At 68.4% G+C, this 21,503-nt stretch carries 19 protein-coding genes; 9 read left to right on the forward strand and 10 right to left on the reverse strand.

The genetic code is table 11. From position 1 onward, the window contains the following. Nucleotides 1-40 precede the first annotated feature (40 nt). The 3 genes from ABZ824_RS13205 to ABZ824_RS13215 form a co-directional block, all read right to left on the reverse strand. Nucleotides 41-682 carry a pyridoxamine 5'-phosphate oxidase family protein gene (locus tag ABZ824_RS13205; RefSeq protein WP_356963430.1) on the reverse strand — a complete coding sequence of 214 codons (642 nt, stop codon included), beginning with the start codon at nt 680-682 and terminating at the stop codon, nt 41-43. 612 nt (nt 683-1,294) lie between these two features. Further along, nucleotides 1,295-3,070 carry an FAD-dependent oxidoreductase gene (locus ABZ824_RS13210; RefSeq protein ID WP_356963431.1) on the reverse strand — a complete coding sequence of 592 codons (1,776 nt, stop codon included), beginning with the start codon at nt 3,068-3,070 and terminating at the stop codon, nt 1,295-1,297. 151 nt (nt 3,071-3,221) lie between these two features. Next, nucleotides 3,222-4,172, reverse strand: a complete 951-nt coding sequence (locus ABZ824_RS13215; protein ID WP_356963432.1) for an EamA family transporter — start codon at nt 4,170-4,172, stop codon at nt 3,222-3,224. A gap of 110 nt (nt 4,173-4,282) precedes the next feature. Between ABZ824_RS13215 and ABZ824_RS13220 the strand changes: the two genes are divergently transcribed. Then, nucleotides 4,283-5,212, forward strand: coding sequence for a LysR family transcriptional regulator (locus tag ABZ824_RS13220; protein ID WP_355078738.1), 930 nt, complete (start codon nt 4,283-4,285; stop codon nt 5,210-5,212). A 13-nt stretch (nt 5,213-5,225) separates the two neighbouring features. On the opposite strand, the gene ABZ824_RS13225 is transcribed toward ABZ824_RS13220, so the two are convergent. Both ABZ824_RS13225 and leuA read right to left on the reverse strand, forming a co-directional pair. Further along, nucleotides 5,226-6,857: an AAA family ATPase gene (locus ABZ824_RS13225; RefSeq protein ID WP_356963433.1), complete on the reverse strand. Its 1,632-nt coding sequence runs from the start codon at nt 6,855-6,857 to the stop codon at nt 5,226-5,228. A gap of 265 nt (nt 6,858-7,122) precedes the next feature. Continuing rightward, nucleotides 7,123-8,916 (reverse strand): 2-isopropylmalate synthase, encoded by a 1,794-nt coding sequence (leuA, locus tag ABZ824_RS13230; protein ID WP_356963434.1) that lies wholly within the window; start codon nt 8,914-8,916, stop codon nt 7,123-7,125. Nucleotides 8,917-9,186: 270 nt separating this feature from the next. On the opposite strand from leuA, the gene ABZ824_RS13235 reads away from it, so the two are divergent. The 4 genes from ABZ824_RS13235 to ABZ824_RS13250 all read left to right on the forward strand — a co-directional run bounded on the left by ABZ824_RS13235 (nt 9,187) and on the right by ABZ824_RS13250 (nt 14,299). Continuing rightward, nucleotides 9,187-9,954 carry a sulfite exporter TauE/SafE family protein gene (locus ABZ824_RS13235; RefSeq protein WP_356963435.1) on the forward strand — a complete coding sequence of 256 codons (768 nt, stop codon included), beginning with the start codon at nt 9,187-9,189 and terminating at the stop codon, nt 9,952-9,954. A 52-nt stretch (nt 9,955-10,006) separates the two neighbouring features. Then, nucleotides 10,007-11,611 (forward strand): alpha/beta hydrolase, encoded by a 1,605-nt coding sequence (locus ABZ824_RS13240; RefSeq protein WP_356963436.1) that lies wholly within the window; start codon nt 10,007-10,009, stop codon nt 11,609-11,611. 76 nt (nt 11,612-11,687) lie between these two features. Further along, a complete protein-coding gene (locus ABZ824_RS13245; protein ID WP_356963437.1) occupies nt 11,688-13,307 on the forward strand; it encodes a GMC oxidoreductase in 1,620 nt (539 codons plus the stop codon). A gap of 122 nt (nt 13,308-13,429) precedes the next feature. Then, nucleotides 13,430-14,299, forward strand: a complete 870-nt coding sequence (locus tag ABZ824_RS13250; protein WP_355078707.1) for an ion transporter — start codon at nt 13,430-13,432, stop codon at nt 14,297-14,299. Here ABZ824_RS13250 and ABZ824_RS13255 read toward each other — a convergent pair. Beyond that, entirely contained in the window at nt 14,277-15,488 is a 1,212-nt protein-coding gene (locus tag ABZ824_RS13255; protein ID WP_356963438.1) for a low temperature requirement protein A, read from the reverse strand. The two genes, ABZ824_RS13250 and ABZ824_RS13255, sit on opposite strands and share 23 nt — an antisense overlap. An 86-nt stretch (nt 15,489-15,574) precedes the next feature. Continuing rightward, nucleotides 15,575-16,033, reverse strand: a complete 459-nt coding sequence (locus tag ABZ824_RS13260) for an SRPBCC family protein (RefSeq protein WP_355078705.1) — start codon at nt 16,031-16,033, stop codon at nt 15,575-15,577. A 254-nt stretch (nt 16,034-16,287) separates the two neighbouring features. Between ABZ824_RS13260 and ABZ824_RS13265 the strand changes: the two genes are divergently transcribed. Further along, nucleotides 16,288-16,632 (forward strand): sporulation protein, encoded by a 345-nt coding sequence (locus ABZ824_RS13265; protein ID WP_356963439.1) that lies wholly within the window; start codon nt 16,288-16,290, stop codon nt 16,630-16,632. An 81-nt stretch (nt 16,633-16,713) separates the two neighbouring features. On the opposite strand, the gene ABZ824_RS13270 is transcribed toward ABZ824_RS13265, so the two are convergent. Together ABZ824_RS13270 and ABZ824_RS13275 are read right to left on the reverse strand one after the other, a co-directional pair. After that, a complete protein-coding gene (locus tag ABZ824_RS13270; protein WP_039794508.1) occupies nt 16,714-16,905 on the reverse strand; it encodes a DUF1918 domain-containing protein in 192 nt (63 codons plus the stop codon). A 430-nt stretch (nt 16,906-17,335) separates the two neighbouring features. Then, on the reverse strand, nt 17,336-17,749 hold the full coding sequence (locus ABZ824_RS13275; RefSeq protein WP_355078703.1) for a secondary thiamine-phosphate synthase enzyme YjbQ: 414 nt from the start codon (nt 17,747-17,749) through the stop codon (nt 17,336-17,338). A 163-nt stretch (nt 17,750-17,912) separates the two neighbouring features. Between ABZ824_RS13275 and ABZ824_RS13280 the strand changes: the two genes are divergently transcribed. Both ABZ824_RS13280 and ABZ824_RS13285 read left to right on the forward strand, forming a co-directional pair. After that, nucleotides 17,913-19,178: an aspartate kinase gene (locus ABZ824_RS13280; protein ID WP_356963440.1), complete on the forward strand. Its 1,266-nt coding sequence runs from the start codon at nt 17,913-17,915 to the stop codon at nt 19,176-19,178. A 3-nt stretch (nt 19,179-19,181) separates the two neighbouring features. Then, nucleotides 19,182-20,216, forward strand: coding sequence for an aspartate-semialdehyde dehydrogenase (locus ABZ824_RS13285; protein WP_356963441.1), 1,035 nt, complete (start codon nt 19,182-19,184; stop codon nt 20,214-20,216). Nucleotides 20,217-20,399: 183 nt separating this feature from the next. Here the strand turns inward: ABZ824_RS13285 and ABZ824_RS13290 are convergent, their stop codons facing one another. Then, entirely contained in the window at nt 20,400-20,963 is a 564-nt protein-coding gene (locus ABZ824_RS13290; RefSeq protein WP_356963442.1) for a helix-turn-helix domain-containing protein, read from the reverse strand. A gap of 84 nt (nt 20,964-21,047) precedes the next feature. Between ABZ824_RS13290 and ABZ824_RS13295 the strand changes: the two genes are divergently transcribed. Continuing rightward, complete coding sequence (locus tag ABZ824_RS13295; protein ID WP_356963443.1) at nt 21,048-21,470, forward strand: nuclear transport factor 2 family protein; 423 nt, start codon at nt 21,048-21,050, stop codon at nt 21,468-21,470. Nucleotides 21,471-21,503 lie beyond the last annotated feature (33 nt).

Genomic DNA, 21,503 nt, shown 5'->3' on the forward strand with positions numbered 1-21,503 from the left:
ATCCGGGCGCGCCGCGGTCGGGTGGCGTGGGCCACGCGGGTCAGCCGCGGTAGAGCTTGGCCGCGTAGTTCTCCGGCGAGTAGTAGCGCTCCAGCTCCTCCACCGTCTCCGCGACGTTCGTCTGCACCTCTTTGACCAGGCAGGCGGTACTCGGCAGGGTGTCCTCCGGCCACTGCTCCGGCTCCCAGAGATGGCTGCGCATGAACGCCTTGGCGCAGTGGAAGAAGATCTGGTCGATCTCCACCTCGACAGCGAGGATGGGGCGGTGCCCGCGCACCACCATGTCGTCGAAGTACGGCGCGTCGCGCACCAGGCGGGCGCGGCCGTTGATCCGCAGCGTCTCGCGGCGTCCCGGGATCACGAACAGCAGGCCGACGTGCGGGTTGGCCAAGATGTTGAGGTAGCCGTCGGCGCGGCGGTTACCGGGGCGCTCCGGGATGGCGAGGGTGGTGTCGTCGAGCACCCGCACGAACCCCGCCGGATCGCCTTTCGGCGAGGCGTCGCAGTTGCCGTCCGCGTCGCTTGTACTCATCACCAGGAACGGGGAGAGCGCGATCCACTCCCGGTCCCTGGCATGCAGGACGGGGCGCTCCTTGGTGGCCGCGCGCGGCGCCACCTCGCCGAGCAATGCCCGCAGGTCTGCCGGGTCGGTGATCTCGTCGGAGGCGGTGCTCTCACGCATAGTTCGATTCAAGCACCGCGGCCTGGGGGATGGCGATCGAATTCGGCTCCGGCGAAGGGAGATCGATCACATCCACGCAGACAGGACGTCGAAGGTGTTGGGACTGTTCGGCTATGTAGCGGTCAGCGCAACGACATCAGGCCATCGCCGATCGGTCGCTCCCCGGAGAAGTCCGACTATGCCAAGAGTTCGGATTTCTGGCGATCGAGTAGACAGCCGCGTCCGTATTTCGGGCTGCATCACTTATTCGTCCCATGGAAGGGTGCGGTCCTGCAGCCAGTGTATTCTTATCGCGCGCAGAGTGTGGGAGTCTTGTTGAGCGAATTCATACTCCACCTCGACGTTGTCACCTATCGAGATGTCGTCGAAATTCCTCCCGCGTAATGAGTCCAGTCCGAACCAGACGTGATCTCCAGTAAAAGACTCGACGATTCCTGTCGCGCGCTTGCGGTTCCATCGCCAGATCTTCCCCCGCGTTTTGAGTGCCCCTTCTTCCCCATGCATAGTCAAAGACTATCGATTTTGGGACGACAGTGGTGGCGGCGCGGGCCGCTCCGTCCGAGCCGGGCATGACGCCAGACCTATCACCCTGCCGCGCGGATCGATCGCGATTCACGCGGGGACGTCGAACATGTTCGGCTGGCCGGCCGCGTAGCGGTCGGCGTCGATGCGGCGCAGCGGTTCCAGTTCGGTGGCGCGGTAGAGGGTGTACATCCGGCAGCGCTCCGCGTTCGAACCGGCCACGTCCAGCAGGGCGTTCACCGCGGCACGCGCGGACTCGTTGGCGCCCTCCATGGTGGCCAGGTCGACGTTGGTGCGCACGTAATCGCCTGCCAGGAAGAGGTTTTCCAGTGCGCCGTGCGGTTGCGGACGGTACTCCCACGACCCGGCGGTGTTGATGAGCAGCGGGTCGGCGTTGGCGTTGCGCCGCTCGCCCTCCTGCCAGGTGATGCCGGGATCGAGGAACCAGGAGTGCAGGTCGGCGTCGCGCAGCACCTCGCCGCGATCGTCCAAATGGGCCTTGATCTGGGCCCACGCCTCCCGAGCGATCTCCTCGTGGGTGCACTCCTTGGCGGGTTTGCCGAACACGATGCCGGGGGTGTTCCAGTCGGAGATGTCCACCGAAAGGCAGTCCTGCACGCCGCCGTCGCCGAACTCGGTCAGCTTGCGGCGCCACAGCTGGTTCTGGCTGATCGAGGTGAGCGACCACGGCGCGTCGATGTAGGCGGTGTGACCGCGCGAGATGTCGGCCGGTCGGCGCAGATAGAACTGGATGCCGTTCATCCAGTCGGTGAACAGGTTGTCCATCCCGGCCAAATCGGGCCTGACCTCGAGTACTTGCGGCGACCACAGCGTGCGCGCCCGTTCGGCGGGCAACGCCACGACGAAGTAGTCGGCCTCGACCGTGCGTTGCGCGCCGGTCTCGTCCACGACCCGGGCCGCGACGATCCTGCGGTCGCGCACCTCCAGCTCGCGCACCTCGGCGCCGAGCACGAAATCCGCTCCGAGTTCGCGGATCCGCCGCGTCCACGGCTCGATCCAGACCGCGTTGGTCGGACCGTTCAGTACCCGGTCCAGGCTGCCGTCGTTGCCGATCCCCAAGGGATTGCCGAGGAACTGCTCGCCCATCGTTCCGATGGTGCGCACGCTCGCGATGTTCTCTTTCGCGGCGACCATGATGCTGGTCAGCGTGCGCGACAGCAGCGCGCGGAACTCGTGCGAGCGCGCGTGGCCGCCGACGAAATCGTGCCATGAGGTGCGCTCCCATTGGCCGAGGCGGCGGGCGTCGCAGCTGGTGTTGAAGACCAGCAGGCGTTCGGCGAAGTAGACGCCCTCGTTGGAAGGCATCTTGAGTGCGGTCGACAGCGCCGCGCCGAGCGTTTCGCGGAAACTGTCCGGGGAGAACTCGGCACGGGCGCGCGGACCGAGCGGGACGCGGAAGTCGTCGCCGCCGTGCCGGGCGAATCGTGCTTCCGGCACCGCGACCAGGTTGTCCCACACGCCGTTCGCGTTGCCGGGGAACGGGATTCGGCGCATCGTGTCCGGCACGTGCTGATAGAAGCCGGGGAAGAAACGGAAGCCGTGTTCGCCGGGCAGATCCGGCCGTCCACCCGTTCCGGTGCCGGGCACGCCGACGCTGCGGGCTTTGCCGCCCCACGCCCGTTTCTCGTAGATGGTGACCTGGAAACCGCGTTCCGCCAGCTCGTGTGCCGCGGTCAGGCCCGCGACACCGCCGCCGAGTACCGCGACCCTTTTGCCGCCGGGATTCGCTGCGGCAGGCGTGGGTTTCAGCGCACCCGCCGTCAGTGCCCCCGCCGTAGCCACCCCCGCCGCGACCGTGTTACGAAGCAGTGCTCTTCGCGATACGGTCCACTGATTGTCTGCCATGCGCCGCTCTGCTGCCTAGCCTAGGGACCAACTTCCACGCCGGGCACTACTGTAAAGCGGCAAGCCGATCGATTCGCACCGACCCCGTACAGCGGCCGGTGCGGAATGCGAATTTCGTGACGGAATGCACACCGAACGTGGGTACGGCCCGCTAGGCCGCGCGACCGGTACCTGCCATCGCGGGTGTTCCCGATGGCTCGATGCGGGCGTTCACCGTAGTCGCGCGTGGCCTGCTCGACGTGGCGGCGAACGCTCCCGCCAGCACCACCACCCCGCCGATCAGCGACAACGTGGTCGGAGTCTCGCCCAGGAAAGTCCACGCCGCGGCGATGCCGACGATGGGAACGAGCAGGGAGAACGGCGCGACCAGGCCGGCCGGATAGCGACCGAGCAGATAGGTCCACAACCCCGTGCCGACCACAGTGGCGAGGACGGCGATATAGGCGAGCGCCAGCAGAGCGGGCAGGCCCGCCGGTGTGAACGCTTCGGCCAAAGCCCGCGCTCCCGTGGTCGGCCCCTCGGCGAACGCCGACAGCGCGAACAGCGGCACCGGCGGGATGGCGGTGGTCCACAGCATCAGGTGCAGCGGGTTGACGCCGGGGGTCTCGGTACCGGCCAGTCGTGCGCCGATATTGCCGAACGCCCAGCCCAACCCACCCGCCAAGGTCAGCAGAACCGGAAGCAGGGTGGCGTGGGCGAGCCGGTCCCAGCCGATCACCGCCATGCCCGCCACCGCGACGGCGATGCCCGCGATCTGCACCGGGCGGATCCGCTCGCCCAGCAGCAGCGTGCCGAGCAGCACGGTGAACGGCGCCGAGGATTGCAGTACCAGCGAGGCCAGCCCGGTCGGCATGCCCACCCGCATCGCGGTGAACAGGAACGCGAACTGCAGGATGCCGAAACCGGTGCCGTACAGAAGGATCCACCGCATCCGCACCGGAGGGCGCGGGATGAAAAGCAGCGCGGGCACCGCGAGCACGGCGAAGCGCAGCGCCGCGAAGAAGAACGGGGGGAAGTGGTCGAGCCCGACCCGGATGGCGAGGAAATTCAATCCCCAGAGCAGGACGACGGTCAGGCCGAGCAGGCGGTCGCGGTTGGTCACGCCTCCATCGTGCGGTCTGCTAAAGATCAGAACAATCGAATAATTATGGATCAATGATGTAGCTTCACTTAATGAATTTCGGTTCCGAACCGGTCGTGGCCGGCCCGCCCATGGCGCTGGAGAGGTTGCGTGTGCTGCGTGAGCTGGCCGATCGGGGCACAGTGGCCGCCGTGGCGGCAGCACTGTCCATGACGCCCTCCGCCGTTTCCCAGCAGCTCAAGGTGCTCGCGCGGGAGGCGGGCGTGGCCCTGCTCGAACCGGACGGCAGACGCGTGCGGCTCACCGACGCGGGTCGTGCACTGGTGGTGCGCGCCGACGAAGTGCTCGCCGCAATGGATCGCGCGGTCGCCGAGATGGCGCACTATCGCGGCTCGCCGCGCGGACGGGTCCGCGTCGCGGTGTTTCCCTCGGGCGGTGCGTTGCTGCTGCCGCATGTGCTGCCCGGCATGGTGGACAGCGGAGTCGAGGTGATCGCGCGCGACGAAGACGTGCCGCCCTCGGAAGTGGCGCGACTGCTCGCCGATTACGACGTGGTGCTGACCCATCGCGACGAGCGGGCCGCACCTATCGCCGACCCGCGCGTCGCGACCCGGGTGCTCATGCGCGAGCCGATCGATGTGGTCGCGGCGCCGACGCATCGGCTCGCTGGCCGTTCGGCCGTCGCGCCGGAGGAACTGGCCGACGAGACCTGGCTCAGCGTGCGGGGCGGTTTTCCCGTCGACGACGTACTGCGCTCGATCGCCACCGTGACCGGCGTGCAGCCGCGTATAGCGCAGCGCCTCAACGATTTCCGCGTCATCGAGACGCTGGTCGCCACCGGCTACGGTGTCGCGCTCATGCCTCGCTACGCGGTCGGCCACCCTGATCTGGCGGTGCTACGGCTGTCCGGCGTGCGCGCCGCTCGGATATACGAACTGGCCACCCGGCCCCGGGCCGAGGCCCGTCCGGCGATCGCGGCCGTGCTCGCGGCGTTCGAGTCGGCCGCCGCACTCGCGACGGCCGACTCCGCGCACGGAAAGGGTTCCGCCGCAGGAGCATGATTCCGCGCGACGATCAGAATCCGTGCGGTGGCTGGTGCCGGTAGGGGTGCTGGGCCTGCGAGCTGACGTAGCCGAAGTCGTCGGCGACCATCGCCGCCAGCTCCAGCAGCGCCCGCCGGGTCGGCTTGCTCACCAGTTCCAGATCGATTTCCGCGCCCTCGGCGAGGTGATCGTCGAACGGCACGACCTGCACCGCGCGGGTGCGATCGAGGAACAGCTTGCGCAGCTGGTCGAGGTCGACGGTGGACGCGCCGCGCCGGGAAGCGTTCACCACCACGACGGTTCGTTCCACCAGCTTGCCGTAGCCGTGGTGGTCGAGCCAGTCCAGCGTGGCCGACGCGCTGCGCGCGCCGTCGATGGCGGGCGAGGTGACCAGCACCAGCGAGCTCGCCATGTCCAGCACGCCCGCCATCGCCGAGTGCATCAAGCCGGTGCCGCAGTCGGTCAGGATGATGTTGTAGAACGACTGCAGAATGCTGATCGCCTTGCGGTAGTCCGCTTCGCTGAACGCCTCGGAGACCGCCGGATCCTGTTCACTGGCGAGCACTTCCAAGCGGCTCGGCGCCTGCGAGGTGTGCGCCCGCACGTCGGAGTACCTGGTGATGTGCTGATCCTCGAGCAGGTTGCGCACGGTGGAGCGGGTCTGCCGTGGCACCCGGTGCGCGAGCGTGCCCAGGTCGGGGTTGGCGTCGATCGCGATGACCCGGTCGCCGCGCTGCGAAGCGAAGGTGGAGCCGAGACCCACCGTGGTGGTGGTCTTCCCGACACCGCCCTTGAGCGAAAGGATCGCGATCCGGTAGTCACCGCGCACCGGCTGGTTCACCCGGTCGGCGAGGTCCTGGTAGACGATGTCGGCCGCCGACTCGCCCGGATTGATCATGCCGCCGGACACCTTGTGCACCGCACGACGCCAGCCGCTGCGCGGCGCCCTGCGAGCGCGCCGGAGCAGATTCAGGTCGTTCACCGAATGTCCCGGCTGGCCGGGCTGCGGCACATGCTGCGGTTGGAACGGCGGTACCGACTGGTGCGGACCCGGCCCGCCTTGCCAGCCCGGCCCCTGCGGTTGCCCGAGCGGCGGCGGAGGCGGCGGTTGATAGGCGGGCGGCGGAGGCTGGTGCGTCACCGGCGGAGGCGGCGGCGCCCAGCTGTAGATCGGGCCGCTGGGCTGATCGAGTTGCGGCGCAGGAGATTCGGGCTGCGCGGAATCCATGGGCACATGCCGGGTCAGGCCGTCGCCGCCGATCTCCTGGCGGTACTCCCCGTAACCGGGATGAGGTCCGTCCGGAGGCGGGGCTATCGGGTGGCTACCGCTATGGCCCGACGGTGGCTGAAAGGCGCCGGTAGTGAACGGCTCTCCCGGAAAGGGTGACGGAGGGGGATACGCGCCCGCGTTCGGCGGGGCGTACGAGCCGTAGGGCTCGGCCGGTCCGGCCTGCGGGGGAGCCCATGCCTGCGCCACCGGGGCGGCTTGCGGGTAGGCCGTGGTCTGCTCCGTCGAGCCGTGCGGCTGGGGCTGTTCGGGTTGGGCGTCCGGCTGGGCCGACCCGGCCGACACGTCGGTTTCCTTCGCTTCCGTGCCGCCGGCCGGCTCGGCCGACGGGTCCTTGGCCGATGACTCCACGTCGCTGACTTCGGCCGTATCCACGGAATGACTCTGCAGCCAGGGTGGAGAGGTCGGATTGTGGTCGTTTGTTGTCACGGTTCCCCCATCTGCTCGGGAGTTCGAGCAGAGAGCTCGGCGCTTGGAGTGCGAATCCAACGCTAGCACGGGGTTCGCTACCCCGTGTCGCGGTAGGCATGCCGGGCTTGGGGAGCCGAATGCCCGCGACAAATGGTCTGTCCCAGCGAGATCGGGCGCCGCGCGGTGGAACCCGCGCGGCGCCCGTCCGCGTACTTGCCGAGATACGCTGTCAGTGCGCCCGGTTCACCGCCGACACCACCGCGCGCAGCGACGCGGTCGTGATCGAGGTGGCGATGCCGACGCCCCACACCACCTTGTCGCCGATCGCGCACTCCACGTAGGCGGCGGCCTGCGCGTCGTCACCCGCGGACATGGCGTGCTCGGAGTAGTCCAGCACCTCGACGTCGAAACCGACGGCGGCGATCGCGTCGACGAACGCCGCGAGCGGTCCGTTGCCCTTGCCGGTGATCTCCTGCTCGACGCCGTCGACCTTCACCACGGCCACGATCGAGTCGACCCCGCCGTCGGTCTCCGACGCGGTGACCTTCTGGCGCATCCGCTCCAGCGGCCGGATCGGGCTCAGGTACTCCTCGTGGAAGACGTCCCACATCTCCTTGGGCGTCACCTCGCCGCCCTCGCCGTCGGTGATCTTCTGGATCGCCTGGGAGAACTCGATCTGCAGCCGCCTCGGCAACGCCAGCCCGTGGTCGGTCTTCATGATGTAGGCGACGCCGCCCTTGCCGGACTGCGAGTTGACCCGGATGACCGCCTCGTAGGTGCGACCCACGTCCTTCGGGTCGATCGGCAGGTAGGGCACCTCCCAGACGATGTCGTCGACGTCCGCCTCGGCGGCGTCGGCCGCGGTCTTCATCGCGTCCAGACCCTTGTTGATGGCGTCCTGGTGGCTGCCGGAGAACGCGGTGTAGACCAGGTCGCCGCCGTACGGGTGCCGCTCGTGCACCGGCAACTGGTTGCAGTACTCGACGGTGCGGCGGACCTCATCGATGTCGGAGAAGTTGATCTGCGGATCGACGCCGCGGGAGAACATGTTCATCCCCAGCGTGACCAGGCACACGTTGCCGGTGCGCTCGCCGTTGCCGAACAGGCAGCCCTCGATCCGGTCGGCGCCGGCCTGGTAGCCCAGCTCGGCGGCGGCCACGGCGGTGCCGCGGTCGTTGTGCGGGTGCAGCGACAGCACGATCGCCTCGCGGCGGGCCAAGTTGCGGCTCATCCACTCGATCGAGTCGGCGTAGACGTTCGGAGTCGCCATCTCCACGGTGGCGGGCAGGTTGATGATCAGCGGCTTCTCCGGCGTCGGGGCGATGATCGCCGAGACCGCGTCGCAGACATCCTTGGCGTACTCCAGCTCCGTGCCGGTGTAGGACTCCGGGCTGTACTCGTAACGCCAATTGGTGTCCGGGTAGCGCTGCTCGATCTCCAGGCACAACGCGGCGGCGTCGGTGGCGATCTTCTTCACCGCGTCGCGGTCGGCGCGGAAGACCACCTTGCGCTGCAGGATCGAGGTGGAGTTGTAGAAGTGCACGATGACGTTCTGCGCGCCCGCGCAGGCTTCGAACGTGCGCTCGATCAGCTCCGGGCGGCACTGGGTGAGCACCTGAATGGTGACGTCGTCGGGGATCGCGCCGTCCTCGATGATCTCGCGGACGAAGTCGAAATCGGTCTGGCTGGCCGAGGGGAAGCCGACCTCGATCTCCTTGTAACCCATCCGCACCAGCAGGTCGAACATGCGGCGCTTGCGGGCCGGGCTCATCGGGTCGATCAACGCTTGGTTGCCGTCGCGCAGGTCGACCGCGCACCAGCCGGGCGCCCGGTCGATGACCTTGTCCGGCCAGGTGCGGTCGGGCAGCGTGATCGGCTCGACCTCCTCGGCGAAGGGCCGGTAACGGAACGTCGGCATCGAGGAGTTCTTCTGTTTGTTCCAGCCGGGCTGGTCGGCGGGGGCTGGTCTGCTCGGCGCGGTGATGGTGCGCGCGCCGGACACAAATGCGTCAGCAGGGGACATGGGCGGTTCTCCCGAGGATGTCGTTTTTCCCAATGGGGCTGGTCGACCGGCGCGGCAAAACCCCGCGACGGGAGCCGGTCCGATCAGACCCCGTCGCGGCGGTCGAGAAGAAGTGCCCGCTGCATGATGTCCGCGAGTTTACCGTGCGGAGATACTGCCGGGAAGGGTGGTCCCGTCGTCGGGTGATCCGACGACCCCGCTACCGTTCGGTCCGGCAGTGAACCACGCTTGTACGGGCCCAGGGTCCGACGGGACGTCGAAGGATTGGCAATGACCTGGCTGGAGCAACTGGCCGTCTTCGGTGCGGGCATCGCGGCGGGCGGCATCAACACGATCGTCGGCTCCGGCACGCTGATCACCTTTCCCATTCTGCTCGCGTTCGGCCTGCCGCCGGTGACCGCGAATGTGTCCAACACCATCGGTCTGGTCCCCGGCTCGATCAGTGGCGTGCACGGATACCGCCGCGAACTGACGGGGCAGCGCGATCGGCTGCTGCGGTTGGGCACCGCCTCGCTGCTCGGCGGCATCACCGGCGCGGTGCTGCTGTTGGTGCTGCCCGCCGAAGCGTTCAAGGCGATCGTGCCCATTCTGATCATGGTGGCATTGGTGCTGGTCGTCGTGCAGCCACGGCTGGCGAGCTGGGTCAAGCGCCGCCGGGAGAACGACGGCGCCCCGGTGCCGGAGCACGGGGGGCCCATCCTGCTCGCCGCGGTTTACGCCGCCGGTGTCTACGGCGGGTACTTCGGGGCCGCGCAAGGCGTGCTGCTGATCGGGTTGCTCGGCGTTTTCGTGCACGACGACATCCAGCGCCTCAACGGGGCGAAGAACGTGCTCGCCCTGATCGTGAACGCGGTCTCCGCGCTGATCTTCATCGTCGTTGCGGACGTGGACTGGCGCGCGGTGGTGCTGATCGCGCTCGGCTCGATCATCGGCGGGCAACTCGGCGCGCGGTTGGGCAGGCGGATGCCGCCGACCTTGCTGCGGGCGGTCATCGTCGTGGTCGGACTGATCGCGGTGATCCGTTTGGTGACGTCCTAGAGCCGGATGTCAATCCTCAGGGTGACGACGGCCACCGGGCACGGAGCCCAGGATGAATGCCGTGCCTAGCTGGAGAATCGTCATCGTCGCCGCGCTCGCCGCGCTGCTGCCCGTGGTGAGCGGCTGCGGCGGCCCGCCGAGCCGACACGAGTCGGCGGTCGCGGACCTGGTCGCCCAGGCCGACGCCGCGCCGACGCCCCGGCTGGAGTGGGCGGGGTGCGCGGAGCCGGAGCTGAGCCGATTCCAGTGCGCGACCGCGCAAGTTCCGGTGGACTACGCGCACCCCGACGGCCCGACCCTCGGGCTGGCGGTGGTGCGTCAGCAGGCCGCCGACCCGCAGCGGCGGATCGGCACGCTGTTCTCCGCCGTCGGCGGTCCCGGAGGCTCGGGGCTGCGCTGGGCGGCGAAGGGAGAACTGTTAGGCGGCGAACTCGCGCGCCGCTTCGACGTGGTCACCTTCGACCAGCGCGGCGTCGGCCGCAGCGGGCAGGTGCGGTGTTTCGCGGACGCCGAGCAGCAGCGGCGGTTCTGGTCCGGCGCCCCGCTGCCGCCCGTGCGTCCGGAGCAGGAGCGCGCGGCCGACGCGGCGAGCCGCGAACTGGCCGCCGGTTGCGCGGCGCACGGCGGCGCGTTGCTCGGGCACCTGACCACCGTCGACGCGGCGCGCGACCTGGACCTGCTGCGCCGGGCCGTCGGCGACCCCCAGCTGACCTATGAAGGCGGTTCCTACGCGAGCTACCTGGGCCAGGTGTACGGCGCGCTGTTCGGCGATCGGGTGCGCGCTCTGCACCTGGCGTCGATGATCGACCCGGACGCCTACACCAACGACACGCGCAGCGCCATCGAGACCACCGCGGCCGGGACCGAGGAAGTGCTCGATGAATTCCTGCGGTTGTGCGCGGACGCGGGCCGGGAGCGCTGTGCCTTCGCGGCGCCGGACGGCGGCGCGGGTGATACCGGCCGCTCCACTGACCTTCGCGCTCGCAATGACGCTGTGCTGCAACGTCTTCGCGACGCGCCGCTGGTGGTGGGGGCCGGGGAGCGAGCGCGCACGGTCACCTACGCCGAGGCGCTGTCGTCGCATGCGCTGTTGCTGTACGACCCGGACGAGGGTTGGCCCGCCCTGGCTCAACTGCTCGCCGAACTGGAGCGCGGCCCGTCGGGCGATCCCGACACGGTCGGCCGGATCCTCTCGGCCACAACGCAACCGTATGACTTCCTCGACTCGTTCACGGCGATCTCCTGTGCGGACAACAACTTTCCCCGTGACTCGGCCCAATGGCCTTCGCTTGCAATGGATCTGGCGCGTGTCAGCTCTACTTACGGCCCGCTCTGGCTGTGGCTGCACCAGGCCTGCGCCTCTTGGCCGTCGCCGCCCGAGGGGTATGCCCAGCGATACGCCGGGCCGTGGATCCTGCGATCGGACACCCCAGCCGTGCTGGTGAACAACCGATTCGACCCGGTCACCCCGCTCAGCGCCGCGCGGCGCGCGCAGCGGGAACTGGTGAACGCACGGTTGGTCGTCGTCGAAGGCGGCTACGGGCACGCTGTGCTCGGCGAATGCACACGCAAACTGCGCGAGCGCTATCTCGTCGACTTGCAACTGCCCGCCCCGGGAGCGACCTGTCGCGCGGACGAGCTGCCGTTCGAGCGATAGCGAAAACGGATATCTGTTCACAAATCGGGAATACCGGTAATCTGCGCACGCTAAGCCTGATGATGGAAGGTGACCGGTGCGTAGACGTGCCTTGTTCAAGGCGGCTGGCACGGCCGCCCTGCTCGGTGCTGTGGGATCGATGACGGGGACCGGTGCGGCGTCCGCGGATCCGATGTGGGAGGCCCTGTTCCACGCTTGGGTTCCGGAGATCTTCGCCCCGATTCCCGACCCGCCGGAGCACTCGCCCGCGATCGTCGTCGGCTCGGGCTTCGGCGCCGCGGTGTCCGCGTTGCGCCTGGCCGAGGCCGGGGTGGCCACCACCGTGCTGGAGCGCGGTTCGCGCTGGCCGAACGACCCGTGGCGGGAGATCTTCACCGGCGACGACCTCCCCGACGGTCGCGGCTTCTGGCACCGCACCAACTTCACCGGCGTCACCAAGGTGCCGATGCATTTCGCCAGTTTCGGCGGCGTGCTGGACTGCACCGAGTATCCGGGCATCGACGTCTGGCGCGCGGCTGCCGTCGGCGGCGGTTCGGTGATCTTCAGCGGCGCCATGATCGCCCCGGAGCGCCGCTTCTTCGACCACGTCTTCGGTGGCGGCGTCGACTACGGCGAGATGGAGCGCGTCTACTACCCGCGCGTGCGCCAGATGTTGCGGCTGAGCCCGATGCCCGCGGACATCTACAACTCCTCGCCGTTCGCGCACTCCCGCGCCTGGGACGACCAGGTGCGCAAGGCAGGCTATCAACCCCAGGCCAACGACTCGATTTTCAACTGGGACATCCTGCGCGCCGAATTGGCCGGAGCGTCAAGGGCTTCCGCGACGGCGGCCAGGAGCAATCTGGGCAACTCCAACGGCGCCAAGTTCGACCTGAATCAGAACTACCTGGCATACGCACAGGGCACCGGCCGGTGCGGAGTCTTCCCCGGCCACCGAGTCGACGCCATCGCGCAGGAATCCGGCGGCCGCTACGCGGTCACCGTGGCGAAGCTGTCGCCGACCGGTGACGTGTTGTCCACCCGCACCCTCACCTGTGATCGGCTCTTCCTCGGCGCCGGGTCGATCGGTACCTCCGAACTGCTGGTCCGTGCGCAGGCCACCGGCGCGCTACCGAACCTGAACGAACACGTCGGCGACGGGTGGGGCACCAACGGTGACGTGGTCCTGGCTCGCGGGGCCAGCGCGCTGGCCGGTCAGGGTCAAGGCGTGCCGAGCGCGAGCCGGATCTTCGACGAGTCCGCCGTGCCGCTGACCCTGGAGAGCTGGTACATCCCCGGCATCCCGTTCGAGACCGGCGCGCTCGCCTCGCTCGGCATGGTGCTCGACTCGACCCGCACCCGGTTGGGCTACGACCGGGCCACGAACCGAGTCGGGCTGAGCTGGTCGGTCAAGAACCGGGACGAGACGGTCGCGCTGGCCCGCGCGGTCGACCACCGGATCGCCGAACGCGCGGACGCCCTCGTCGAGTACAGCGCCCTCGGCTACGACGCGAACGCGCTGTTCACCGCGCATCCACTCGGTGGGGCGGTGCTCGGGCGCGCCACCGACGGCTACGGCCGGGTGCACGGTCACCCCGGCCTCTACGTGATGGACGGCGCCGCGATACCCGGCAGCACCGGAACGGTCAACCCGTCGCTGACCATCGCCGCGCTGGCCGAACGCAATATCGAGGCGATCGTTCGCACCGGTCGCTGAAATCCGCCTGCGCCGGGCGAAGCGTTCGCCCGGCGTCTTTCCCGGGGGTATCGCCAACCGTGCCGAGCGTGCTTTCCGCGTACTAATGTCGGCGGCACCGTTCGGCGTCGAAGGGAACCGCAGTGTCCGCTCCCAGCTCGGGTATCGAGAGCTCCTCCGTCGAGCGATACGGTCTGCGGGACGCGCCGGAGCCGCAGGACTATCCGCGCAAGCCGCCCATGCTCTGGACCGATTTCCTGATGCTGGCGCTGGCCATCGTGTCCGTGGCGCTGGTCGCCTGGATCACCTTCTTCCCGGTCTCCGGGCACACCTACCACGTGGTCGTGGTCGTCGACTGGACGTTGTGCGGGGTGTTCGCGATCGAGTTCCTGTGGCGCTGGCGCCGCGCGGGCTGGCCGTGGACCTTCCCGTTCATCTATTGGTACGAGGTCGTCGGCATGATCCCGGTGACCAGCCCGTTCTTCCGCGGCTTCCGATTGCTGCGGGTCGTGGTGATCGGCGTCCGGCTGGCCCGGGTGGCCGACCGGGTGTTCGGCGACCGGGTGACCGCCGCGGTGGTGAACCGGTTCGTGGCGACCATCGTCGACACCATCCGCCGTCCGATGACGATCGCGGTGATGGACGAGGTGGCCGAGGTGCTGCGCACCGGCCACTACACCCGCAACATCGCGGCCGCCCTGGAGGAGAACCGCGCCGAGCTGGACGAGATGATCGTGGAATTGATCAAGAAGGACCCGCAGGCGGGACGGGTGCGCTACATCCCGTTCCACGACGAGATCATCCGGCTGATCGCCGACACCACGTTCCGCATCGTGTTCCAGGTGCTGGAGGATCCGCGCACCGACGAACTCGTCGCGGACGTGCTGCGGGAGAACATCGATCAGATCCGCGACGCGGTTCGCGACGGTGTGCGGGTGCCGCCGTCCGCGTACGGGCCCACGCCCGACGAGGACTGCGTGCGGCATCGGCTCAATCAGGTACCGCGTGCCTGATCGCGTCCCGCGGCTGTGCCAAACGCACAGTCTCCCAAGCGATCAGCGCGACCATGACGCCGCACAGCAGGGCCAGCGAAGCCAGCGCGGGCAAGGCGCAGGCCAACGGGATGAGCGCCAGCAGCACCACGATGGCGACCACGCGCGGCGCCGTGACGGTGCGCGTGGCGTAGTGCTTGAAACCCACCAGCGCGATCAGATACAGCACGACGCCGCCGTAGAGGGCGTAGAGCGGAATTCCGTACAGCGCGTCCTTCAAAGTGTGGTGTGCGGAATCCCCGACGTAGTACAGGACCTTCTTCAGCCCCAGCGACAGCGCGATGATCCCGACGATCATCGGGAAATGCCAGAAGGTGTAGGACGCCTGCGCGATCTTGATCTGCCGCTTGCCCTCGGCGTGGACCAGTTCGTGCTCCACCGCCAGGGCCGCGACGTCGAAATACGCCCACCACAGCAGACCGGAAATGGCGAGGCCGAGCAGCGAGCCGAGCGCGATCGGCCAGGAGATCGGCAGGCCGGCCACCCCGATACCGATCGAGACGATCGATTCACCGAGCGCGACGATGATGATCAGCCCGTATCGCTCGACAAAATGGGTGGCCGAATTCAACCGCCAATCGGTGCCCGCGAACAGTGTCCAGAGGTAGTCGCCCGCGATCGCGGCGATCCACAGCGCGATCTGCACGCGACCGGTGGTCATGGCGGCGACGACGAGCAATGTGGTGCCGAGGGTGATCGACCCGAGCGCCCAGCGCAGCAGCTGGCCGCGCAATTGCGCATCCTCGGAACTGGCCAGCCAGAACATCCCGAAATGCACCAACCGCACGATCAGGTACGCGACGGCGAAGACCAGCGGACCGAACCATCCTCCGGCCAGATCTCGGAACGCCTCCGGGATGGTGAGCGCGGCGAGGAAGGCGCCGCCCATCGCGGCGAACATCGCGACCCGCGCGATGCCCTCGTCGGCGCGGACCACGTTGCCGAGCCAGGAATAGGCGATCCACAGCCACCACATCACCGCGAGCACCAGCAGCCCGCGCAGCATGTTCTTCGCGCTGGTCTCCTCCGCGACCAAGCCGGTGACCATGGTGAACGCGAAGACGAGCACCAGGTCGAAGAACAACTCGAGCTGGGTCACCGACGCGCCTTCGGCCATCGGCTGGAACCGCACCCGTTTGGAACCGATCATGCGCTCATCGTCGCACCCCGGCCGATTCCGCGCCGGTCCGCTGCTTCGCCCGGCGGCCGATTTCGCGCAGAGCGCAGCCGTCCGCGCTATACGGGTTGATAGGTCTCCGTTTCGGGGAACCGCTCGGCGAAATCTATGAAGCACTCCACGACCACCTCGTTGGCCTTGCGGAAAGTGCGTTTGAGCAGAAATCCGGGAACCGGGAGGGGCAGATAGAGCTCGACGTGGTACCAGACGTGCGTGCCGTCGACGCTGTCGGTCACCTCGAAAAAACCGCCGCCCCGCACGCCCCTGGTGCTGTCGGCGACGATCCAGGAGGACCGGTCGTCGGTCCAATCATATTCCAGCACTTGCAAATCCGAGCTGCCGAGCAGCTCCGCCTTGAGGAAGACCCGCCGGGGTCTGCGTCGTGCGTCGCGGGTCGCGACCCGGACGTCGCTGTAGGACGACGACCATTCCGGAAGCGCTTCGACGTCGGTCAGGGCGTCCATGACCTGTCCGGGATCGGTGTCGACGAAGAATCGGATATCCGTTTTGGTGCGCATGGCATACCTCCGACACCCGGATGGACAAGTCCGGCCGATTGTCTCCGTGATTTGTCCGGTTCGTCAACCTGACTGTGCCAGACCACATCTCGGTTACCGGGATAACGTGCCGTTATCTGCTCGAGATCGGCGATCGGGCAACCGCCGGAACAACTTCCGTCCGGAAGGACGGGCTCGGCCGAGGTTCGCGCGCCTACGATCGGATCCGAATGGGCGCCGGTATCCGGCGCCTTCGGTACGGGCGGGAGGATGTCATGAAATACGCCGAACTGCTGGCGCAGGCGCGCGACGCGATCACGGTGCGCCGGGTTTACGGCGACCCCTACGAATCCGGCGGCGCGATAGTCATTCCCGCCGCCTCGGTCGGGGGTGGCGGTGGCGGCGGCGGTACCGGGAACAGCGCCGACGGGGATGGCTCCGGCGAAGGCGTGGCGTTCGGTGTAGGCGCCAAGCCGGTCGGCGCTTACGTGCTGCGCGATGGTCGGCTGACCTGGCATCCGGCCGTGGACGTCAACGCGATCATCGAGACGGCGGGCAAGGTGCTGATCGCGGCCATCCTGGCTTTCGCGCTGGCCCGGCGCGCCAAGCGAAGCGCCTGAGCGAGGCGGGCGCAGTTCCCCGTCGGTGAGCGCCGGGCCGGGCGCGGGCGAGGCCGCCCAGCGCTCGGTCCGGCGCGGCGGTCATTCCGACGTGGCGGGCTCGACGATCGCGTCGGGCCCTGGATACACCAGTGACTCGTGACCGTCGGAGAAGCGCACCACGTAGGGTGGCGTCCCGTCCGGCCCGCGGACCTCGATGATCTCGGCCAGGTGATCCACTTCTCCCACCACGTGTCCGTGCACGCAGAGTCGATCTCCTACATGTGCGATCATCGCCCCATTATCGAACGGAGTGCTGCGCGTCACAACCACTCCGCGAAGGCGCACGGGATCCGATCACGGTCATCCGCGCTCATCACGCGGTCGACCGCGGCTTCTATCAGTGCCCGGCTCCGCTCCGTGGTGACCCCGGCGGACCGCTCGGCAGCTGAAAGCACTCCGCTTGTAGTACTACGTGTCAAGCGCTGCGGCGGGAGCGCAACGCTGGTTTCCCCGGTGCGGCGCGAAGAGTTCGGCAACGGCGCGCAGGTCGCCCGGCTCACGAGGGCCCGAATTTCCATCCGAGTCCCCCCAGGACGCTGCCCACGCCCGCGCGGCCACACGTCGGCCCGGCGGAGTCGGGCCGGGTCATCACGCCGGGGTTGGGCTTGTCCGGGCCGCGGTCTGCCCCGGACATTCGTCGCCTCGGCCGGAGGGGCCCGGTTCAGCTCGCGTCGGTGAGGAACGACAGCCGCACCTGCCGGTCCGGGTTGTCGACATTGAGATCGACCAGCGCGATCGACTGCCAAGTACCCAGGGCGAGCTTTCCGCCGAGTACCGGAACGGTCGCGTAGGGCGGGATGAGGGCGGGCATCACGTGCGAACGCCCGTGTCCGCGCGAGCCGTGCGCGTGCCGCCACCGGTCGTCGGCGGGTAGGAGATCACGCAGCGCGGCCAGCAGATCGTCGTCGCTGCGCGCGCCGAGTTCCATGATCGCGATTCCTGCGGTGGCATGCGGCACGAAGACGTGCAGCAGCCCGTCACCGCCCGCTTCTCGCGCGAATGTCGCGCACTGCGGCGTGATGTCCTGTACCACTTCACTGTGGCCCGTTCTCACCTCGAGCAGCGTGCTCTTCATGCGCCCATCGTCCCCCATCCGCGGCGGCCCGCGCGGCGCGATCGGGATCGGATGCGGCTGTGTGCTTTTCCACAAGCCGGGTAGGTAGCGGCAAAACCGCTGGCCCCGGCCGGTACCCTGGATGACTGTTACCAGTTTGTTGTCGATCTTGGAGGACCCTGTCGTGGCTCTCGTGGTTCAGAAGTACGGAGGATCCTCGGTAGCGACCGCCGAGCGGATCCGGCGCGTCGCTGAACGGATCGTGGAGACCAAGAAGCAAGGCCACGACGTGGTGGTGGTCTGCTCCGCCATGGGCGACACCACCGACGAGCTGCTCGATCTCGCTCAGCAGGTGGCGCCGTCGCCGCCTGCCCGCGAGATGGACATGCTGCTCACCTCAGGTGAGCGCATCTCCAACGCGCTGGTCGCCATGGCCATCCACTCCCTCGGCGCGGAGGCCCGCTCGTTCACCGGCTCGCAGGCGGGCGTGATCACGACGGGCGCGCACGGCAACGCGAAGATCATCGACGTGACCCCCGGCCGCGTCCGCGACGCACTGGACGAGGGCCTCGTGGTGCTGGTCGCAGGCTTCCAGGGCGTGAGCCAGGACAGCAGGGACGTCACCACGCTGGGCCGCGGTGGCTCCGACACCACGGCGGTCGCGCTGGCCGCCGCGCTGGACGCGGACGTCTGCGAGATCTACACCGACGTGGACGGCGTCTTCACCGCCGACCCGCGGATCGTGCCCGACGCGCAGCGGCTCGAGCAGGTCTCCTACGAGGAGATGCTGGAACTGGCGGCCTGCGGGGCCAAGGTGCTGATGCTGCGCTGCGTCGAATACGCCCGCCGCTACAACGTGCCCGTGCATGTGCGCTCGTCCTACACCGACAAGCAGGGCACCTACGTTTACGGATCGATGGAGGACATCCCCTTGGAGCAAGCAATCCTCACTGGCGTCGCGCACGACCGCAGCGAGGCCAAGGTGACCGTGGTCGGCTTGCCGGACGAACCGGGCTACGCCGCCAAGGTGTTCCGCGCCGTGGCCGACGCGGAGATCAACATCGACATGGTCCTGCAGAACATCTCGAAGGTCGAGACGGGCAAGACCGACATCACTTTCACGCTGCCGAAGACCGAGGGCGCCCGCGCGGTCGAGATGCTGACCAAGCGCCAGTCCGAGATCGGTTTCTCCCAGGTGCTCTACGACGACCACATCGGCAAGGTGTCGCTGGTCGGCGCGGGCATGAAGAGCCATCCCGGCGTCACCGCCACGTTCTGTGAGGCGCTGGCCAAGGCGGGCGTCAACATCGATCTCATCTCCACCTCCGAGATCCGGATCTCCGTGCTGGTCAAGGACACCGAGCTGGACGAGGCGGTCAAGGTGCTGCACAGGGCGTTCGACCTGGGCGGCGACGAGGTCGCGGTGGTCCACGCGGGAACGGGGCGATAGGTCATGGGTATTCGCGTAGGAGTCGTCGGCGCGACCGGGCAGGTCGGCGCCGTGATGCGGAAACTGCTGGAGGAGCGCAACTTCCCGGCCGACGAGGTGCGGTTCTTCGCCTCGGCTCGTTCGGCGGGCAAGACGCTGCCCTGGCGCGGCCGCGATATCGTCGTCGAGGACACCGAGACCGCCGATCCGTCCGGCTTGGACATCGCCTTGTTCTCCGCGGGCGCCACCATGTCCCGCGTGCAGGCGCCGCGCTTCGCCGCCGCGGGCGTCACGGTGATCGACAACTCCTCGGCGTGGCGCAAGGATCCCGAGGTCCCGCTGGTGGTCAGCGAGGTCAACCCGGAGCAGGCGCGCAACCTGGTCAAGGGCATCATCGCCAACCCGAACTGCACCACGATGGCCGCCATGCCGGTGCTCAAGCCGCTGCACGACATCGCCGGTCTGCGCCGCTTGATCGTCTCCAGCTACCAGGCGGTCTCCGGCAGCGGGCTGGCCGGTGTCGAAGAGTTGGCGAGCCAGGCCCGCGCGGTGATCGATGACGCCGAGAAGCTGACCCACGACGGCCGCGCCGTCGACTTTCCCGCGCCGAACAAATACGTCGCGCCGATCGCGTTCAACGTGCTTCCGCTGGCCGGTTCGCTGGTCGACGACGGCTCTGGCGAGACCGACGAGGACCAGAAGCTGCGCAACGAGAGCCGCAAGATCCTCGGCATCCCGGATCTCGCGGTGAGCGGCACCTGCGTGCGCGTGCCGGTCTTCACCGGCCACTCGCTCTCGGTGAACGCCGAATTCGCCGAGCCGCTCTCGGTCGAGCACGCCAAGGAGATCCTGGCCAAGGCTCCCGGCGTGAAGCTGGTCGACGTGCCTACCCCGCTCGCCGCGGCGGGCGTCGACGATTCGCTCGTCGGCCGCATCCGCCAGGACCCGGGCGTGCCGGACGGTCGCGGGCTCGCGCTGTTCATCTCCGGCGACAACCTGCGAAAGGGCGCTGCGCTCAACACCATTCAGATTGCCGAGGTACTGCTCAGCGACCGCTGAGACGTTTCTCGATCGAACGGGCCGTGGACTTTCCGCGGCCCGTTCGTCGTTTCCCGCATTCGCGCGAGCGCGCCCAGCGTGGATGATGCCGCCGGTGCTGTTGGCGGCTTCATGTCGCTGGTATCCGCGCTGTCCTGGTCGCCGATCGGGCGGCCTGCCGCCGGGAGGCGCTTCGGCGACGGATCAGCGGGCCCGCAGTCCGTCGAAGACGACGGCGAAGGTGCGTTCGCGCTGCGCTGGAGTAGCGGCGGTGCCGTGGGTGGCGAGGAAGGCGCCCTTGATGAGGCGCATCAGGTCCTCGACCTCGATGTCGGTGCGCACGCCGCCCGCCTCCTGCGCGCGGGTGAGCAGCGTGCCGATGGCCGAATTCAGTTCGTGCACCGGCCGGAGATATTCCGGGGCGTCCTGCCCGCCTACGGCATCGGCGAGATCACGCTTGACGCTGCCCTCCGCCACGAGCCGGGCCAGGAAGTCGAAGAACGCGGTCACCGGTTCCGCGGCGTCGGCCGATTCCCTGGCCAGCGCGATGATCCGGTCGACCCGATCCACGATCGCCGCCTCGAACAGCGCTTCCTTGGTGGGGAAGTGTCGGTAGACGGTGCCCGCGCCTACGCCGGCCCGCCGCGCGATCTCGTCCAGCGGCACCGAGAGTCCTTCCGCCGCGAACGCTTCCTGCGCGGCTGCCAGGACCCGCTCGCGGTTACGGCGAGCGTCGGCGCGCAGCGGTCGGCGCTCGGGTTCGGTCACGAGGACCGAGTCTACTGTTGACAAACGGGGCGTCCGTTCCGAAAAATAAGCGGGTCCTGCGTTCCGCTTATCTGGAGGTTTGTGATGGCTGCTGATTCGTCCGTGCGAAGCCCGCGCGAGTTGGTCGAGCGGTTGTTCGGTGAGCTACCGGCCCGTGACCCCGATGCGTTCGTCGCGCTGCTCGCGCCCGACGCGGTGTTCGAAATCCCGTTCGCGATCCCCGGCCACCCGACCCACTTGGAGGGCCGCGAAGCGATCCGCGAGCACCTGGCGCAACGATGGTCGGGCCTGTCCGGAATCGAAGTGCACGCGATCCACCCGCAGGTCTACGAGACCACCGATCCCGAAGTGCTGCTCGTGGAGAACGAGGTCGACATGACCATCCCTGGATCCGGCCGCGCCCGAAGGCGCACCTCCGTCAACGTCGTCCGGGTCCGCGACGGCCAAGTGGTGCTCTTCCGCGACTACATGGACACCGCCCGCTTCGCCCGCCTGGCCGCGGACTGAAAATGGCCTCGCTCGGCGCGGGGCGGGGCTGTT

This window comes from Nocardia sp. NPDC047038, from assembly GCF_040644075.1.
GTDB classification, from domain to species: domain Bacteria; phylum Actinomycetota; class Actinomycetes; order Mycobacteriales; family Mycobacteriaceae; genus Nocardia; species Nocardia sichangensis.